This is a genomic window from Nocardioides marmoriginsengisoli (genome assembly GCF_003725695.1).
GTDB lineage: Bacteria > Actinomycetota > Actinomycetes > Propionibacteriales > Nocardioidaceae > Marmoricola > Marmoricola marmoriginsengisoli.
The window spans coordinates 1,039,334-1,052,539 of record NZ_RJSE01000007.1 but is presented as its reverse complement, the minus strand read 5'-3'; the positions used below and the strand labels follow the sequence as shown (position 1 = coordinate 1,052,539).

16 protein-coding genes and 1 pseudogene are annotated in these 13,206 nt (G+C 68.9%); 14 read left to right on the top strand and 3 right to left on the bottom strand.

Annotated features, from left to right (window positions below):
- Positions 1–259: 259 nt before the first annotated feature.
- From EFK50_RS13645 to EFK50_RS13620, 8 genes and pseudogenes are all read left to right on the top strand, one after another.
- Positions 260–475, top strand: a complete 216-nt coding sequence (locus EFK50_RS13645; protein ID WP_123228078.1) for a hypothetical protein — start codon at positions 260–262, stop codon at positions 473–475.
- A gap of 113 nt (positions 476–588) precedes the next feature.
- Positions 589–1,755: an acyl-CoA dehydrogenase family protein gene (locus tag EFK50_RS13640; protein WP_123228077.1), complete on the top strand. Its 1,167-nt coding sequence runs from the start codon at positions 589–591 to the stop codon at positions 1,753–1,755.
- Positions 1,756–1,804: 49 nt separating this feature from the next.
- Positions 1,805–2,334: pseudogene (locus EFK50_RS22685) on the top strand (enoyl-CoA hydratase/isomerase family protein); the annotation flags it as partial.
- 64 nt (positions 2,335–2,398) lie between these two features.
- Positions 2,399–2,569 carry a hypothetical protein gene (locus EFK50_RS22680; protein WP_246004209.1) on the top strand — a complete coding sequence of 57 codons (171 nt, stop codon included), beginning with the start codon at positions 2,399–2,401 and terminating at the stop codon, positions 2,567–2,569.
- A gap of 69 nt (positions 2,570–2,638) precedes the next feature.
- Complete coding sequence (locus EFK50_RS13630) at positions 2,639–3,814, top strand: TetR/AcrR family transcriptional regulator (protein WP_123228076.1); 1,176 nt, start codon at positions 2,639–2,641, stop codon at positions 3,812–3,814.
- Between the two features lie 95 nt (positions 3,815–3,909).
- Positions 3,910–4,182, top strand: coding sequence for a TetR/AcrR family transcriptional regulator (locus EFK50_RS22975; protein WP_123228075.1), 273 nt, complete (start codon positions 3,910–3,912; stop codon positions 4,180–4,182).
- A complete protein-coding gene (locus EFK50_RS22835; protein ID WP_281274031.1) occupies positions 4,170–4,298 on the top strand; it encodes a hypothetical protein in 129 nt (42 codons plus the stop codon). The genes EFK50_RS22975 and EFK50_RS22835 overlap by 13 nt, the downstream gene beginning before the upstream one ends.
- Positions 4,295–4,675 carry a hypothetical protein gene (locus EFK50_RS13620; protein WP_123228074.1) on the top strand — a complete coding sequence of 127 codons (381 nt, stop codon included), beginning with the start codon at positions 4,295–4,297 and terminating at the stop codon, positions 4,673–4,675. The genes EFK50_RS22835 and EFK50_RS13620 overlap by 4 nt, the downstream gene beginning before the upstream one ends.
- Before the next feature lie 21 nt (positions 4,676–4,696).
- Here EFK50_RS13620 and EFK50_RS13615 read toward each other — a convergent pair whose 3' ends face one another.
- Together EFK50_RS13615 and EFK50_RS22675 are read right to left on the bottom strand one after the other, a co-directional pair.
- Positions 4,697–5,350: a PaaI family thioesterase gene (locus EFK50_RS13615; protein WP_123228073.1), complete on the bottom strand. Its 654-nt coding sequence runs from the start codon at positions 5,348–5,350 to the stop codon at positions 4,697–4,699.
- Positions 5,343–5,990 carry a zinc-binding dehydrogenase gene (locus EFK50_RS22675; protein ID WP_148046163.1) on the bottom strand — a complete coding sequence of 216 codons (648 nt, stop codon included), beginning with the start codon at positions 5,988–5,990 and terminating at the stop codon, positions 5,343–5,345. The genes EFK50_RS13615 and EFK50_RS22675 overlap by 8 nt, the downstream gene beginning before the upstream one ends.
- Positions 5,991–6,187: 197 nt before the next feature.
- Between EFK50_RS22675 and EFK50_RS13605 the strand changes: the two genes are divergently transcribed.
- The 6 genes from EFK50_RS13605 (at position 6,188) to EFK50_RS13580 (ending at position 12,039) form a co-directional block, all read left to right on the top strand.
- Positions 6,188–6,949 (top strand): enoyl-CoA hydratase/isomerase family protein, encoded by a 762-nt coding sequence (locus tag EFK50_RS13605; protein ID WP_123228071.1) that lies wholly within the window; start codon positions 6,188–6,190, stop codon positions 6,947–6,949.
- A 155-nt stretch (positions 6,950–7,104) separates the two neighbouring features.
- Complete coding sequence (locus tag EFK50_RS13600; RefSeq protein ID WP_123228070.1) at positions 7,105–8,010, top strand: SDR family NAD(P)-dependent oxidoreductase; 906 nt, start codon at positions 7,105–7,107, stop codon at positions 8,008–8,010.
- Positions 8,011–8,015: 5 nt separating this feature from the next.
- On the top strand, positions 8,016–8,900 hold the full coding sequence (locus EFK50_RS13595; protein ID WP_123228069.1) for an FAS1-like dehydratase domain-containing protein: 885 nt from the start codon (positions 8,016–8,018) through the stop codon (positions 8,898–8,900).
- Between the two features lie 8 nt (positions 8,901–8,908).
- The gene (locus tag EFK50_RS13590; protein WP_148046162.1) at positions 8,909–9,322 is read left to right on the top strand and encodes a Zn-ribbon domain-containing OB-fold protein; all 414 of its coding nucleotides are present in this window, start codon (positions 8,909–8,911) and stop codon (positions 9,320–9,322) included.
- A 4-nt stretch (positions 9,323–9,326) separates the two neighbouring features.
- The gene (locus EFK50_RS13585; RefSeq protein WP_123228067.1) at positions 9,327–10,907 is read left to right on the top strand and encodes a class I adenylate-forming enzyme family protein; all 1,581 of its coding nucleotides are present in this window, start codon (positions 9,327–9,329) and stop codon (positions 10,905–10,907) included.
- Positions 10,900–12,039, top strand: coding sequence for a thiolase family protein (locus tag EFK50_RS13580; protein WP_123228066.1), 1,140 nt, complete (start codon positions 10,900–10,902; stop codon positions 12,037–12,039). Before EFK50_RS13585 ends, EFK50_RS13580 begins: the two co-directional genes overlap by 8 nt.
- Positions 12,040–12,088: 49 nt before the next feature.
- Here the strand turns inward: EFK50_RS13580 and EFK50_RS13575 are convergent, their stop codons facing one another.
- Positions 12,089–13,186 carry a TetR/AcrR family transcriptional regulator gene (locus EFK50_RS13575; RefSeq protein ID WP_281274041.1) on the bottom strand — a complete coding sequence of 366 codons (1,098 nt, stop codon included), beginning with the start codon at positions 13,184–13,186 and terminating at the stop codon, positions 12,089–12,091.
- Positions 13,187–13,206 lie beyond the last annotated feature (20 nt).

Sequence of the window (13,206 nt, the reverse complement as noted above, 5' to 3'; positions counted from 1 at the left end):
CAGTCGGCCCCGCCGGCCGCAGCGACCCGGGGCTGCGGCACGTACGCGTACCGCCACCCACCACTATCCGTGCGACCACTTCGACGTCTACCCGGGGGCACCGTGGCACGCACGCGTCCTGGCCGACCAGGTCAGGTTGGCCGTCCGTGTGACGACATCCGGTTGGGAGCTGCGATGAAGGCGCTCCAGCTCGTCGAGCCCGGTCGCCTGGAGCTGAACGCCGTCCCGGTCCCCGGGTCGGTGCGACGAACACCAAGCCGTGCTCGCCCGGAGTGTCGAGGACTACGACCTGGAGACCTGCTGGCTCAAGTACCGCGCGCACGCCATCGCCGGACTGATCCTCGCCGTTCCGCTGTCGCTCGGGGTAGAGCAGACCGAGCGCGGGGACGAGATGTTCGGCGCGATGGCGCGGCGCGCGGCGGAGCAGGTGGCAGCCCACGATTCGTACCAGGCAGTCATTCAGCTCAAAGTCTGATCCGATTCAGTATTCACACTCAACCCTCCGCTCGTACGGTTCTGTACAGAATGCTTGCCTCATGACGTCGCCTTGGTTACCCTAATCTTCATTCACTCACGAAGGATTGGTCGATGTCGTCGTCACTGAAGTTCTCGCCTCGCACGATCTTCGACGAGGACCACGACAGGTTCCGGGAGATGGTGCGCACGTTCATCGAGCGTGAGGCCGCGCCGCACTTCGAACGCTGGGAGGACGCCAAGATAGTCGACCGGTCATTCTACGAGGCCGCCGGCGAGCAGGGACTCCTGCTGTTCGCTGCGCCAGCCGAGCTCGGCGGCCCGGACGTGGACGACTTCCGGTTCAACGCCATCCTCGACGAGGAGTTCGGACGCGCAGGAATGTCGTCGGCAGGTCTGGGTCTCGCGCTCCAGAACGACGTCCTCGGCCCGTACTTCCTGGAGCTGACCAACGACGAGCAGCGCCGACGGTGGGTCCCCGGCCTCGTGGCGGGCACGTCGATCGCTGCAATCGCGATGACCGAACCGGGCACCGGCAGCGACCTCTCCGGCATCCGCACGCGCGCGACGCTGGACGGCGACCACTACGTCCTCAATGGTGCGAAGACCTTCATCTCCAGCGGCCAGAACGCGGACCTCGTCGTCGTCGCCGCCCGGACGTCGGACCACCCCCACCGCGGGCTGACCCTCCTGGTCGTCGAGGCCGGGATGGAAGGGTTCGAACGCGGCCGGAACCTCGACAAACTCGGCCTTCGCGGGCAGGACACGAGCGAGCTGTCGTTCACCGACGTCCGCGTCCCGGTGAGCAACCGGCTCGGGGATGAGGGCGCCGGCTTCCTCTCGCTGGTCCGCAACCTGCCGCAGGAGCGGATGTCGCTGGCCGTCACCGCGGTCGCCTGCTCGGTCGGCATGCTCGAGTGGACCCTGGACTACGTGAACGAGCGCCAGGCGTTCGGCCAGTCCATCGGCAGCTTCCAGAACACCCGCTTCACCCTCTCCGAGCTGGCGACCGAGGTCGAGATCGCCCAGACGTTCGTCGACTCTTGCCTCAGCGAGCTCGTCGCGAAAACCCTCACACCCGTGAAGGCCGCCAAGGCGAAGTGGTGGACCACCGAGCTCCAGAACCGGGTCGCTGCCCAGTGCCTCCAGCTGCACGGGGGCTACGGCTTCATGATGGAGTACCCGATCGCACGCGCCTACGCGGATGCGCGGATCCAGACGATCTACGGAGGGACCACCGAGATCATGAAGGAGATCATCGGGCGCGACCTCGGCCTCTAGCAGAACGATTCCCCTGCCTGCGCACCATCCCGTCGAACGAGGAGTGACCATGTCCGAACCGAAGTTGCACCGACACCTCGCGACGGAGGTCGGGGTGCTCCAGCTAGACCACCCGGAGAAGCGGAACGCCTTGGGGTGGGAGCTCAACGAGCTGCTCATCGACGCGCTCGCCGACTGGGCGTACGACGACGAGGCCGCCGCGGTACTGATCGGTGACGAGACCCAGTTCTGCAGCGGCTGGCGCCTCGACGTGCTGAGCGGGATCGCCCGGCACGACCAGCGTCGGTTCACCGAGCTGGCCACCCGGCTGATGACCAACCTCATGGACTACCGGACGCCGACGCCGCCCGGCTACGGCATGGACCTGTCCAACATGTGCGACGTGACGATCGCCGCCGACAACGCGGCGTTCGCGTCGACCCAGGTCAAGTACCGCATGAACGGCTCCTACCGCGGTCTGCAGCGCAGGTCGGACCGATGCGTGCTCGTCGCATGCTCTTCACCGGCGACCCGGTCGACGCGCAGGAGGCCCACCGGATCGGCCTCGTTGACGAGGTCGTCCCCGTCGGCACCCTGCGGGAGAACGCGCTGCGTGTCGCCGGCGAGATCGCCGAGGCCGGGTCGGAGATGACAGTCGTGCTCAATGGAGGTCGCCCTGCGTGCGCCCACGATGGACCACGTCTCCGGGATCGCGTACGAGCTGTGCGTAGCCCACGACCGGACGCAGCGGGCCGTGTTCCAGCAGCGCACGCCCGACGGGCTGGCCGCGATCAGGGAAGGGCGCAGCCGTGCGACCGAGCGCCCGGGTCGCTGAGCCTCCCCGTGCCGCCCACCAGGACCGCTAGACTCGCCGGCGTGTGGACGCCTTCGTGCCGGAACCCGGATGAGTGAGGGCAAGCGGCGAGCCGAGTCGTCTCGGCGCCTCAAGATCGCGACCGAGGCCGGTCAGCTCTTCCGCCAGCACGGTTTCGCCAATGTCGCAGTCGCCGACATCACCCGGTCGGTCGGTGTGACCGCTCCCGCCCTGTACCGACACTTCTCGAGCAAGGAAGCCGTCCTGGCCGCGGCCATCGAGACCGGGCTCGGAGCGGTCGAGGAGGTCATGGCCGACACCGCCGGGCAGGGCATCCGGTCCGTGCTCACCGCACTCGCCCGCGTCGCGGTAGACCGACCGGACATCTGGATCCTGATCCGACGCGAGTCGGCCTACCTCGGCGAGGACGGCCAGCAAGAGGTCAGGAACAGGTTTGCGTCCTTCGTCGCGTCCTTGCGCTCCCTGGTCGCGGCCGAACGGCCCGAGCTGGACGACAACGACGTCGACCTCGTCGCCCGAGCAGCCGTTGCTGCAATGGCCGCACCGTCCCAGTACCCGCAGCGCTCCCGGGGCACCGCTCTGTCGACGGTCCTGGCCGACATCGCGTACGACGCCGTGGAGGTGGACCTCAGCGCGTCGACGGCGATCGCCGCGCCGTACTCCACCGCGAGCACCCCGGTGACGACCACGAGCCGTCGTGAGCAGATCCTGGTCGCCGCGGCACGCCTGTTCGCCGAGAGCGGGTACGACAACGTCAGCCTCGGTGCGATCGGCTCGGCAGTCGACATGAGCGGGCCCAGCATCTACCACCACTTCGATAGCAAGGCCCAGATTCTATCGACCGTCCTGCGCCGCGCTGTCCGGCGGATCGACCTCGATCGGGAACGGACCCAGCAGGAGCACGGCTTCACCGAGGCCTCGCTGACCCAGTCGATCCAGGACTACCTCGCCCTCGCAGCGACCCGCTACGACCTCTTCCGCATCTTCACCAGCGAGACGATGCACCTGCCCGCCGCGGAACAGGTCTGGATCCACGAAGCGCTGAAGAACTACGTCAGCGAGCTGGTCGACCTGCTCGTCGCCCTCCGACCGTCTACGAGCACGGGCGAGGCGCACGCGCGGATCACCGCGGCCCTGAGCGTGATCAACGACCTGGCCGAATCCCGCCGGCACCGCGACAGCCCCGAGACCATAGGGAAGATCGGCCACCTGGCTGCGGTTCCGCTGGCCACTCCTGCCGGGTGACGTCGTACCCGCGTCAGCGGTCGTCGACCGGTACGATTCCAGCCAGCGCGAAACATTGCCCTACCGGCGACCGCGCGGACCAGGAGGCAGAGTCCATGACGGCCGCCGGGTACGTGCGCGCACCACGACACTCGGCCGACGAGCGCCGGGCCCAGCTCATCGCCGCCGCCTCCAAGCGGTTCTGCGCGGTCGGCTACCACAGCGCCTCCGTGGCTGACGTCGCAGCAGAGGTCGGACTGACGGCTCGCGCGGCATACCGGCATTTCCGGACCAAGCAGGCACTCCTGGTTCGGCGCGATCAGCAGCGGTCTGGACATGGTGCGGGGTGCGCTCGCCCGGACCCAGGAGGACTCCCGTGCGCGACCTAGTCGAGGCACTCGCCGGTCTGGCGCCGACGGTCCGACCCTGGATCCTCCTCCAGCGGGAGGCGAGGTTCCTCGACGAGGAGCACCGAGCCGGGTCCGGCGCCAGTTCCGCGGCATGATGGTCCAGTTCGTCGAGCGGCTCCGGCACGGGCGGCCGGAGCTGTCGGAAGAAGGAGCCCTGCTGCTGATCACGGCGGCGACAGCAGCGCTGGCAGCGCCGTTCGTCACCAGCAGCTCCGGACTCCGCAGCGCGCTCGCCCGTGACCTGGCAGACTCCGCCTACGCGATGCTGCAGGCGCGGGTCCCGAGCCCCGACAGCTCGAGCCGCCATCACGTCGACCCTGCGGCGGTCGACGGCGGTTCGCGCAAGGACGAGCTCCTCCGCTTGGCCGTCGGGACGAGCCGGGAGGCACCGGGTCGCTCGAGGACCGGTACGGACTACCTGATGATCCTGCCCGGCTACCAGCGCGAGCTCGACGCGAACACCCTGGGCTGACCGCCCACCGGGCGCGGCGGGTCAGGCACCCGCCTTCTCGCTGCGCCCCGGGCCGTTGGCCGACTCGAGCATCTGCCCGTAGCGAGCTTCACCGAGGTACTTGAACGTCCCGGAACCGTAGGCCAGAACCCGGTCCGGCTCGGCCTCCAGGGCGATTGACCCTGCGACGTACATCGTGGAACCGTCCACCTCGACCACGGTCGCCGCGACGAGGAGCTCCTCCCGCGTCGGCACCGGGCGCAGGAAGTGGACGTCGAGGTTCGTCGTCACGGTCGGCCAGGCGTACCGGCAGGCTGCCTGGCCGAGGAACTCGTCGAACAGCATCGCCACGACGCCTCCGTGCGCGACCCCCATATGTCCTTCGAGCCCGTGTCCGAGGACCAGGCGCCCGATGGTCTGCTCCTCGTTCCGGTAGGTCAGCGGCGGCGAGTACGGGCTCGCCATTCCCGAGATCGGGTTGTAGGCCCGGACGCTAAAGCCGGCGACGTCGATCGCCGACAAGGTACGCGGCGGACGGAGCACTGCGGAGAGCTCCTCGGCAAGCGCCCGCACCCTATCCGCGGCGGCCAGCACCTCGTCGGGACCGAGGTCGGTGAGGACGATGGCCTCGTTGAGCGCACGGCCAGCTTCGGCCAGGACGACAGCTGCCTCGCGTCGTTCGTCGATGTCAGTCACGGGTTGGGGCTCCTTGGGTCAGGTCGACGACCACGCGGCCGTCGACGGCTCGGTCGTGCAGGGCTTCGAAGCTCTGGTTGATGACCGCCGGATCGAGGACGAGACCAACGTCGACGATCAATCCGCCGGCCTCGAGCAGCGCCACCAGGCGCGCCCACGCCGCTTCGAGCACATCAATGCGCGAGGCCAGGAGATTCCCGATGTGGACGCCGCCGACGCTGCCCGACCTCGCCCAGAGCCCGGGGAGCTTCAGCCGTGCGGGTGCCTGCTCCGACGATGCGCCGATGGTGACCAGCCGGCCGAACGGAGCCAGGACGTCCAGGCTCCGGTCGAACACGTCACCGGCCACCGAGTCGAGCACGAGGTCGCGGCCCGACCCGCCGGTGTGCGCCTCCACGGCGTCGGCGAAGTCGTCGTAGCTCCGTCCGTAGACGATCCGCGGGTTGCGCGCGAGCACGTCCTCGGGACCGATGCCGAGCCGTTCGACGCCCCCCGGCAGGAACCCCTCGACGATCGCGTCGGCGGTCTCGGCCCGCAGACCCTGGCCCGCCAGGGTGTGGGCGAGGCGGTTCACGGTCGCGTCGAGGTCGGCGTAGCTCAGTCGCTCGTCGCCACAGACGAAGGCCGGGTCGTCGGGCACGCGCGCCGCCGAGCTCGCCAACAGGCTTCCCCGAGTCGCCACAGCCGCTTCTCCTGCTGGATCGTCACGCAACAGTTGTGCCTAATTAGGATTCAGCCTACGCTTGGAATTGAATCGCTGCCTACACAGTAGACAGAACCTGAACATCCGATTTGCGGCGAGCATCACTGCCTATTATTCGTTCACCAAGGAGCATCATGACAGCCTTCACCGAAATCACCACGACGGTCGCCGCCGGGGTCGGCACCATCCACTTCAACCGGTTCGACCGCCGCCACGCGCTGAGCCTGGAGGTCTTCGCCGACCTCAGCTACGCCCTAGACGCCTGGCGCCACGACGACGAGGTCGCCTGCGTGGTCATCACCGGCGGCGAGGACGTCTTCTGCGCCGGACTGGACCTGAAGCTCCAGTCCGTGTTCACCAACCAGCAGACCCGCGACGAGTACTCGGCGGCGTGCCTGCGCGCCTACGGCACCCTGCTCGACTACGGCAAGCCGACCATCGCCGCCGTCGGAGGTCCTGCGCTCGGCGGTGGCTGCGACATCGCGGTGTTCTGCGACATTCGGATCGGTGCGACCAACACGGTCATGGGATTCCCCCAGATCAAGATGGGGCTGACGCCCTACTTCTCCCCGCTGTGGAAGATCGTCGGACTGAGCCAGGCCAAGCTCCTCACCTTCAGCGGAGACAAGATCGACGCCGCAGAGGCGCTGCGCATCGGCCTGCTCGACCGCATGGTCGAGGCCGGCTCGGTGGTCGCCGAGGCGACCCGGATCGCACGGTCCATCGCCGAGACCACCGCGGAGTCCGCGGCCAACAACAAGGAGATGGCCCTGCGCTCCCCGGCCATGGACCCGATCAGCGCGCTCACCTACGAGACCCTCGCGTACCGCGAGGTCATCTGGCGCCCGCACGTCGTCGAGCGGATCGGCAAGGCGTACTCCGCACTGCGCAAGTAGCGCCCGTCCACCTCGGTCACGGGCGCCGGCGCCAGGGGTTCTGACGACCCCTGGACAGTCACCGTTGGCTAATATATCGTTTGCTATATTAACGTTTCTCCCGCCTGTCCGAAGGTCGGGAACCGTCACCCCTCGAGTTCGAAGGAAGTACTCACATGCTGAACGGCAAGGTCGCGATCGTCACCGGCGGAGGCCAGGGCCTCGGGCGCGAGGAAGCCCTCGCACTCGGGCTGGCGGGTGCCCACGTCATCGTCAACGACATCTCCCCCGCCCTGGAGTCGACCGGCGAGCGTCCGGCCGACACCGTGGTCGCCGACATCGAGGCTGCGGGCGGCAGCGCTACGGCAAACTTCGACGACATCGGCACCTGGGACGGCGCGGCCGCCCTGGTCAAGAGCGCGTTCGCAGTCACCGGCTCGCTGGACGTCCTGGTGTGCAACGCGGGCATCGTTCGCGACCGGATGCTGCACAAGATGTCGGAAGCCGAGTGGGACGCGGTGCTACGGGTGAACCTGAGCGGACACTTCTTCCCGTTGCGGCACGCCGCGGAGCAGTGGAGGGCCCAGGCCAAGGAGAAGGGTGCACCCCTCGACGTCAGCGTCGTCTTCACCACCTCCGAGGCAGCGATGTACGGCCACCTCGGGCAGGCTAACTACACGGCCGCGAAGGGCGGGGTGATCGGCCTCGCGTTCACCGCAGCCACCGAGCTCCAGTCCGTCGGAGTCCGGGTGAACGTGATTGGACCGCGCGGTCGTACCCCTATGACCACCAACACCTTCGGTGAGATCCCAGGCGACGACTCCGGCTTCGACGCCTGGGACCCCGCCAACGTAGCACCGTTCGTCCTGCTCCTCGCCCGCCCGGAGTCGGCCGGCATCAGTGGCCAGGTCTTCGCGGTCCACGGTGACACCGTCACCCGGTTCGCCGGTTGGACCGAAGCCGCCACGATCAAGGCCGGCGACAAGAAGTGGTCCGACGGGGACCTTTTGGCCGCGACCGGGAGCACCCTGGTGCCGGGACTCCAGATCGACCCGCCCGTCTTCCCGATCACGGTCGGGTGAATGCCATGACCGAGGTCACTCCCCTGATCACGCTCAGCCGCACCGACATCGTCCGATACGCGGGTGCCGGCGGCGACTTCAACCCCGTCCACCACGACGACCCGTACGCGCGAGAGCTGGGTTTCTCCAGCGTCTTCGCGATGGGGATGTTCACGGCCGGGCTCGCGGCTGCCAAGCTGGTCGACGAGCACCTGGACGCTGGTCCGGGCTCGCCTGCGGCCGGCTACCTCATCGACTTCTCCGCTCGCTTCGCCTCCCCCTCGGTACCCGGTGACGCGCTGGTCCTCGAGGCATACGACAACTCGGCCGACCACCGCGAGTTCCGTGTGCTCGCCGGGGAGGACGTCCGGCTGAGCGGGACGTTCAAGGTTGGTGCACCGTATTCAGCACTGGCCGGCGACGAACCCGCGGCAGCGCCCCACGACCCTCGCCTAAAAGCGATCGCGGACACGGTTCTGAGTGACGTCGTCCTTCCCGTCGAGCGGGGCAAGATCATCGAGTTCGCACGGTCCGTCGGTGCGACCGATCCGTCCTACTTCGACGTCGACTTCGCACGTTCGCGCGGATTCGCCGACCTACCCATGCCGCCGACGTTTTCCCAGGTGGTCGCGCACTGGAACGGTGGCGATGCTGCCGCCCTGCCGCGTGAGCTGGGCCTGGACCTGGCACGGGTGGTGCACGGCACCCAGACCTACAAGTACGGACGGACCCCGACCGCGGGCGAGACACTGACCGGACGCCGTCAGGTCATCGACGTCAAGACGAAGACGTCGCGCTCCGGCGGGGAGATGACCTTCGTGACCGTGCAGACCACCTTCACCGACGAGCACGGCACAACCGTCCTCGTCGAGCAGATGTCCATGATCGAGCAGCCCGCCCCGCAGGCCTGAGGAGCATGATGACCACCACGGATCGCGAGCCACTCAACCCCGAACAACTGGTCCTTCACGACGACGGGGCCGCTCTCCTCGGCAGCAGGTGCCCTCAGTGCGGACTCAGCTACTTCCCGCGCCGGTGGGAGTGCGCCGTCGACCAGACTCCGGTCGAGGACATCGAGCTCAGCCGGACCGGCGTCCTGCGGGTCGCCACCTACGTCAGCGTGCCGTCGTACGGGAAGAACGTCCTCGACGCCGAGGGCTACGGGGTCGGCGAGGTCGACCTCCCCGAGGGCGTGCGGGTCCAGTCGGTGCTCGGCGGGGAGCCGACGTCGTGGGTGCCGGGCACTCCCATGCGGCTGACGGTCCACCCGGTGGACGAGCTCGAGGACGGCAGACTGCTGGTCACCCACCAGTTCGCTCCCAAGCAGGGATGACCCGATGACCCGCCGCTCACCCGCGCTGGAGACTCCGGTCCACCACGTCGGCACCTGGCCCAGCCTGGCAGCCACCACCTGGCCGGACCTGAGCTTCGCGATCCTCGACGACCGCGAGCTGACGTACGCCGCTCTCGCGGCCTGGACCGAGGCCACTTCCGACGACCTGGTTGCCAGCGGCGTGTCCCCGGGCGACCGCGTGGTCATCTCGGCGTTGAACAGCTACGAAGTCGTCGTCTACCAGCTGGCCGCCCTGCGCATCGGTGCCGTCTGCGTCCCGATCGTGCCGATCTACCGCAGCCACGAGCTGCGCGCGATCCTGGCCGACGTCCGGCCCCGCGCAGTCGTGGCCCAGCACCGCGTCGGCGATCGGGTGCTCACCGACCAGCTCGACGAGATCCTGTCTCCAGAGGACGGCACCGTGCGCATAGTGGTCGGCGGCAGCACCGCGGGGTGGGCCGACGCCCGGCAGCAGCCCGCGCCGGGAGCGGCGACGACGTCGTCGGCCCCGACGCCGGGGGACCTCGACGAGACCTGCCTGATCCTCTACACCTCAGGCACCACGGCAGCGCCGAAGGGCGTCCAGCTGTCGTCACGGTCGTTGCTTGCCGCGAGCCGGGTGTGGATCGACCGCATGGACATCGACGGGGACGACGTGGCCTTCGCGGTCGCGCCCCTCGCCCACATCGCCGGCCTGATCCCCGGCGCCCTCGTCCCGCTGCTAAGCGGCTGCCGGGCCGTGCTGATGAACGGCTGGCGCCCCGACGAGGCGATCGAGCTCATGGACCAGCACCGGGCGACCTTCTCGGCCGGTGCGGCCGTGTTCCTCCAGGACCTGGTCGACCGCTACGAGAACCTCCCGGATACCGTTCACCGTCTCGGCGCCTTCGTCAGCGGCGGATCGACCACGCCCCCTTCGCTGATCCGACGCGCCGAGAAGATCGGGGTCCGGGCCCAGCGCGCCTACGGCATGAGCGAGACCGCAGGCGTCGTCACCCTGACCGCGCGCGACGACGACCTCGATCGGCGTGCGGAGTACGACGGACGGATCAACGACCACGTCGACGTCCGGATCGTCGACTCCCTGAACCAGCCCGTCCCGACCGGCTCAGAAGGTGCGGTGCAGATCCGCGGCGCCCAGGTGATGACCGGCTACACCGATCCGACCCGGAACGCCGAGCAGTTCCACGACGAGTGGTTCGACACGGGCGACCTGGGGACCGTCGACGAGGACGGGTGGTTCCGGTTCACCGGACGGACCAAGGACATCATAAACCGGGGCGGCGAGAAGTTCAGCGCCCGGGACATCGAGGACGTCATCCTGACCCATCCGTCGATCGCGAGAGCAGCGGCTGCCGCTCTGCCCGACGATCGACTGGGCGAGGTCGTCGGCGCGTTCGTCGTCCTCGCCGACCACGCCGAGTGGCCCGGAGATAGCGCGATGCGCGACCACCTCCTCGACCAAGGCCTGGCGAAAGCGAAGCTGCCGGCCAGCTGGCAGGTCATCGATGCACTGCCCACCACCGCATCCGGCAAGGTGCAGAAGCACCTTCTGGTCAAGCAAGCAGGAGAAGCACATGCGTGAAGTCGCCGTCGTCGGCGTGGGGATGAGCCCCTTCGTCGCCGAGACCACCCAATCCCTCCGGGAACAGACCTACCGAGCCGGTCGAGCCGCCCTGGACGACGCAGGGTTGGCCTTCCCCCAGGTCCAGGCCGTCTACATGGGCTACCTGTGGGAGCCCACCATGACCGGGATCCGGTTCCTCAAGGAGCTCGGGCTGACCGGCGTGCACGCCCAACACGTCCAGAACGCCTCCGCGACCGGAGCCGGCGCGATGCTCGAGGCGGTCCGCGCTGTCGCGGGCGGCCACGCGGACGTCGCCATGGCCATCGGCTTCGACGACATGAACAAGATCGCCGGAGCGGGCCTGTCGAAGAACTCCGCCGAGGGAGTCATCCTTCCTGCGGCGTTCTTCGCGCTCTGGGCCAAGCAGCGCCAGCTCGACTACGGCACGACCTCGGAGACGCTGGCACGGATCGCGGCGAAGAACTGGAACAACGGCGCCCTGAACCCGATGGCGCAACGCCGGCCCACCTCGCCGATCACCTTCGAGCAGATCCTCGGCTCGCGGATGGTGGCGGACCCCCTCACCTCCATGATGTCCGCAGCAGTGGGCCAGGGCGCAGCGGCCGTCATCGTCACCACCCCCGAGCTCGCCCGCAAGTACCACCCGGGCCGCCCGACGGTGCTGGTCAAGGCCGCCAAGATGCGCACCGAGACCATGACCGAGGGGCACGTCTTCGCCGGCCCCGTCGTCGGTCCCCAGCAGATGACCCGGGACACGGCCCAGGACGCGTACGAGCAGGCGGGGCTCGGGCCCGAGGACCTCGATCTGGTCCAGGTCCACGACGCGTTCCCGATCGAGGAGCTCGTGTACTACGAGCTGCTCGGCATCTGCCCGGACGGCGAGGGCGACAAGCTCGTGCTCGAAGGTGCCACCGAGCTGGGCGGCCGGATCCCGTTCTCCACCGACGGCGGACTCATCGGCCGCGGACACCCCGGTGGCCCGACCGGCCTGGCCCAGATCTGGGAGACCACGCTCCAGCTCCGCGGCGAGGCCGGGGCGCGCCAGGTCGCAGACCCCCAGGTTGGCCTGTGCCACATGGTCGGGGGCGGCAGCGTCTGCGTCATCCACATCCTTCAGCGCGCGGACTAAGATCTCCCGCGCAAGGGCTGCGGCCGGTGGCCGCCGCCCCTTTGCCTCGTCAGAGCCCCAACGCGTCCTGGATCGACGAGAACAACCCTCCGGCAGAAGCCACCAGCCACGAGCTCGTTTGCGCGGCCGCGAGCTCGTCGATGATGCTCAGCGCACAGGCCGCGCGCTCGACCGCCCTCCCCCGCTGGTCGAGCGCCTCGGCCATGACCACCCATGTCTCGATCTGGCGGCTCCGCAGCGCAGCGAGGTCGGCGGCCGCGCCGGCAGGGATAGACACGCTGTCGTTGACGAGGACGCGGAAGAGGTCGGCGTGGGCGATCGCGAACGTCAGGTAGGACCGGGCCAGCGTGGAGAGCGTCGCAGCCGGACCACCCGGTACACTCAGGGCCTCGACCCGCCTGGCCTCCATCTCGCGGGCCGCTCGCTCCACGAGCGCCACCAGGATCGACGACTTGTTCGCGAAGTGGTGGTAGAGACTGGGCCCTGACATCCCAGCTGCTTCACCGAGCTGCTCCAGGGTCACGGCCGCGTACCCCCGTCGACTGATCAGGCCTTCCGCAGCTGCGAGGAGCTCGTCAGTGCGGGAGCTCGCCCACGCTCCGGTCGCGGACTTGAGGTCGTCCCGAGTCAGGGTCACCTCCGGTCGGCCGCCACCACGACCCACCGCCAACGCAGTCGCGGCGATGCCCGCAGCCGTCATGGATCGGGCGGTGGCCTGCTCGCGAGGCGCTGCCATGCAGGCGAGCGCGCACCGGGCGCGCAGGTCGGCTTCCGCCGACGAGAGCTCCGGGCGTTCGTCCGAGAGCGCACTGCGAGCCGCGTCGATCATGCGTTGGTAGCGATCGACGAAGACGTCCCGGTCCGTGCCGTCAAGGTGCAGGGACTCGCGACGCAGCAGGATCCACAGATCCGACTGGGCCATGACGACGTCGGCCAGGTCGGCGCACAGCCCCTCGAAGGTCAGTGCAGCGACCGTCGCGCCTTCAACGGCCACGAGAGCCGCGTCGACGGTGGCCGCCAGCATCTCCTGCTTGCTCGCGATGTGCCTGTACAAGGACGAGGCACTCATCCCCAGCGCTGCGGCGACGTCGGTCATCGAGACGTTCTCGTACCCCCGTAGGGCGAAGAGCTCGCGGGCCGCCGCCATGATCTGCATGCGTCGTTCGG

Bases quoted from the DNA above. Each gene is read 5' to 3' on its own strand.
- EFK50_RS22975 (WP_123228075.1), top strand. From the start codon at position 3,910: ATGACGGCCGCCGGGTACGTGCGCGCACCACGACACTCGGCCGACGAG.
- EFK50_RS13590 (WP_148046162.1), top strand. From the start codon at position 8,909: ATGACCACCACGGATCGCGAGCCACTCAACCCCGAACAACTGGTCCTT.
- EFK50_RS13575 (WP_281274041.1), bottom strand. From the start codon at position 13,186: ATGGCGGCGGCCCGCGAGCTCTTCGCCCTACGGGGGTACGAGAACGTC.
- EFK50_RS13630 (WP_123228076.1), top strand. From the start codon at position 2,639: ATGAGTGAGGGCAAGCGGCGAGCCGAGTCGTCTCGGCGCCTCAAGATC.
- EFK50_RS13595 (WP_123228069.1), top strand. From the start codon at position 8,016: ATGACCGAGGTCACTCCCCTGATCACGCTCAGCCGCACCGACATCGTC.
- EFK50_RS22680 (WP_246004209.1), top strand. From the start codon at position 2,399: ATGGAGGTCGCCCTGCGTGCGCCCACGATGGACCACGTCTCCGGGATC.
- EFK50_RS13640 (WP_123228077.1), top strand. From the start codon at position 589: ATGTCGTCGTCACTGAAGTTCTCGCCTCGCACGATCTTCGACGAGGAC.
- EFK50_RS13580 (WP_123228066.1), top strand. From the start codon at position 10,900: ATGCGTGAAGTCGCCGTCGTCGGCGTGGGGATGAGCCCCTTCGTCGCC.
- EFK50_RS13605 (WP_123228071.1), top strand. From the start codon at position 6,188: ATGACAGCCTTCACCGAAATCACCACGACGGTCGCCGCCGGGGTCGGC.
- EFK50_RS13620 (WP_123228074.1), top strand. From the start codon at position 4,295: ATGATGGTCCAGTTCGTCGAGCGGCTCCGGCACGGGCGGCCGGAGCTG.
- EFK50_RS13585 (WP_123228067.1), top strand. From the start codon at position 9,327: ATGACCCGCCGCTCACCCGCGCTGGAGACTCCGGTCCACCACGTCGGC.
- EFK50_RS13600 (WP_123228070.1), top strand. From the start codon at position 7,105: ATGCTGAACGGCAAGGTCGCGATCGTCACCGGCGGAGGCCAGGGCCTC.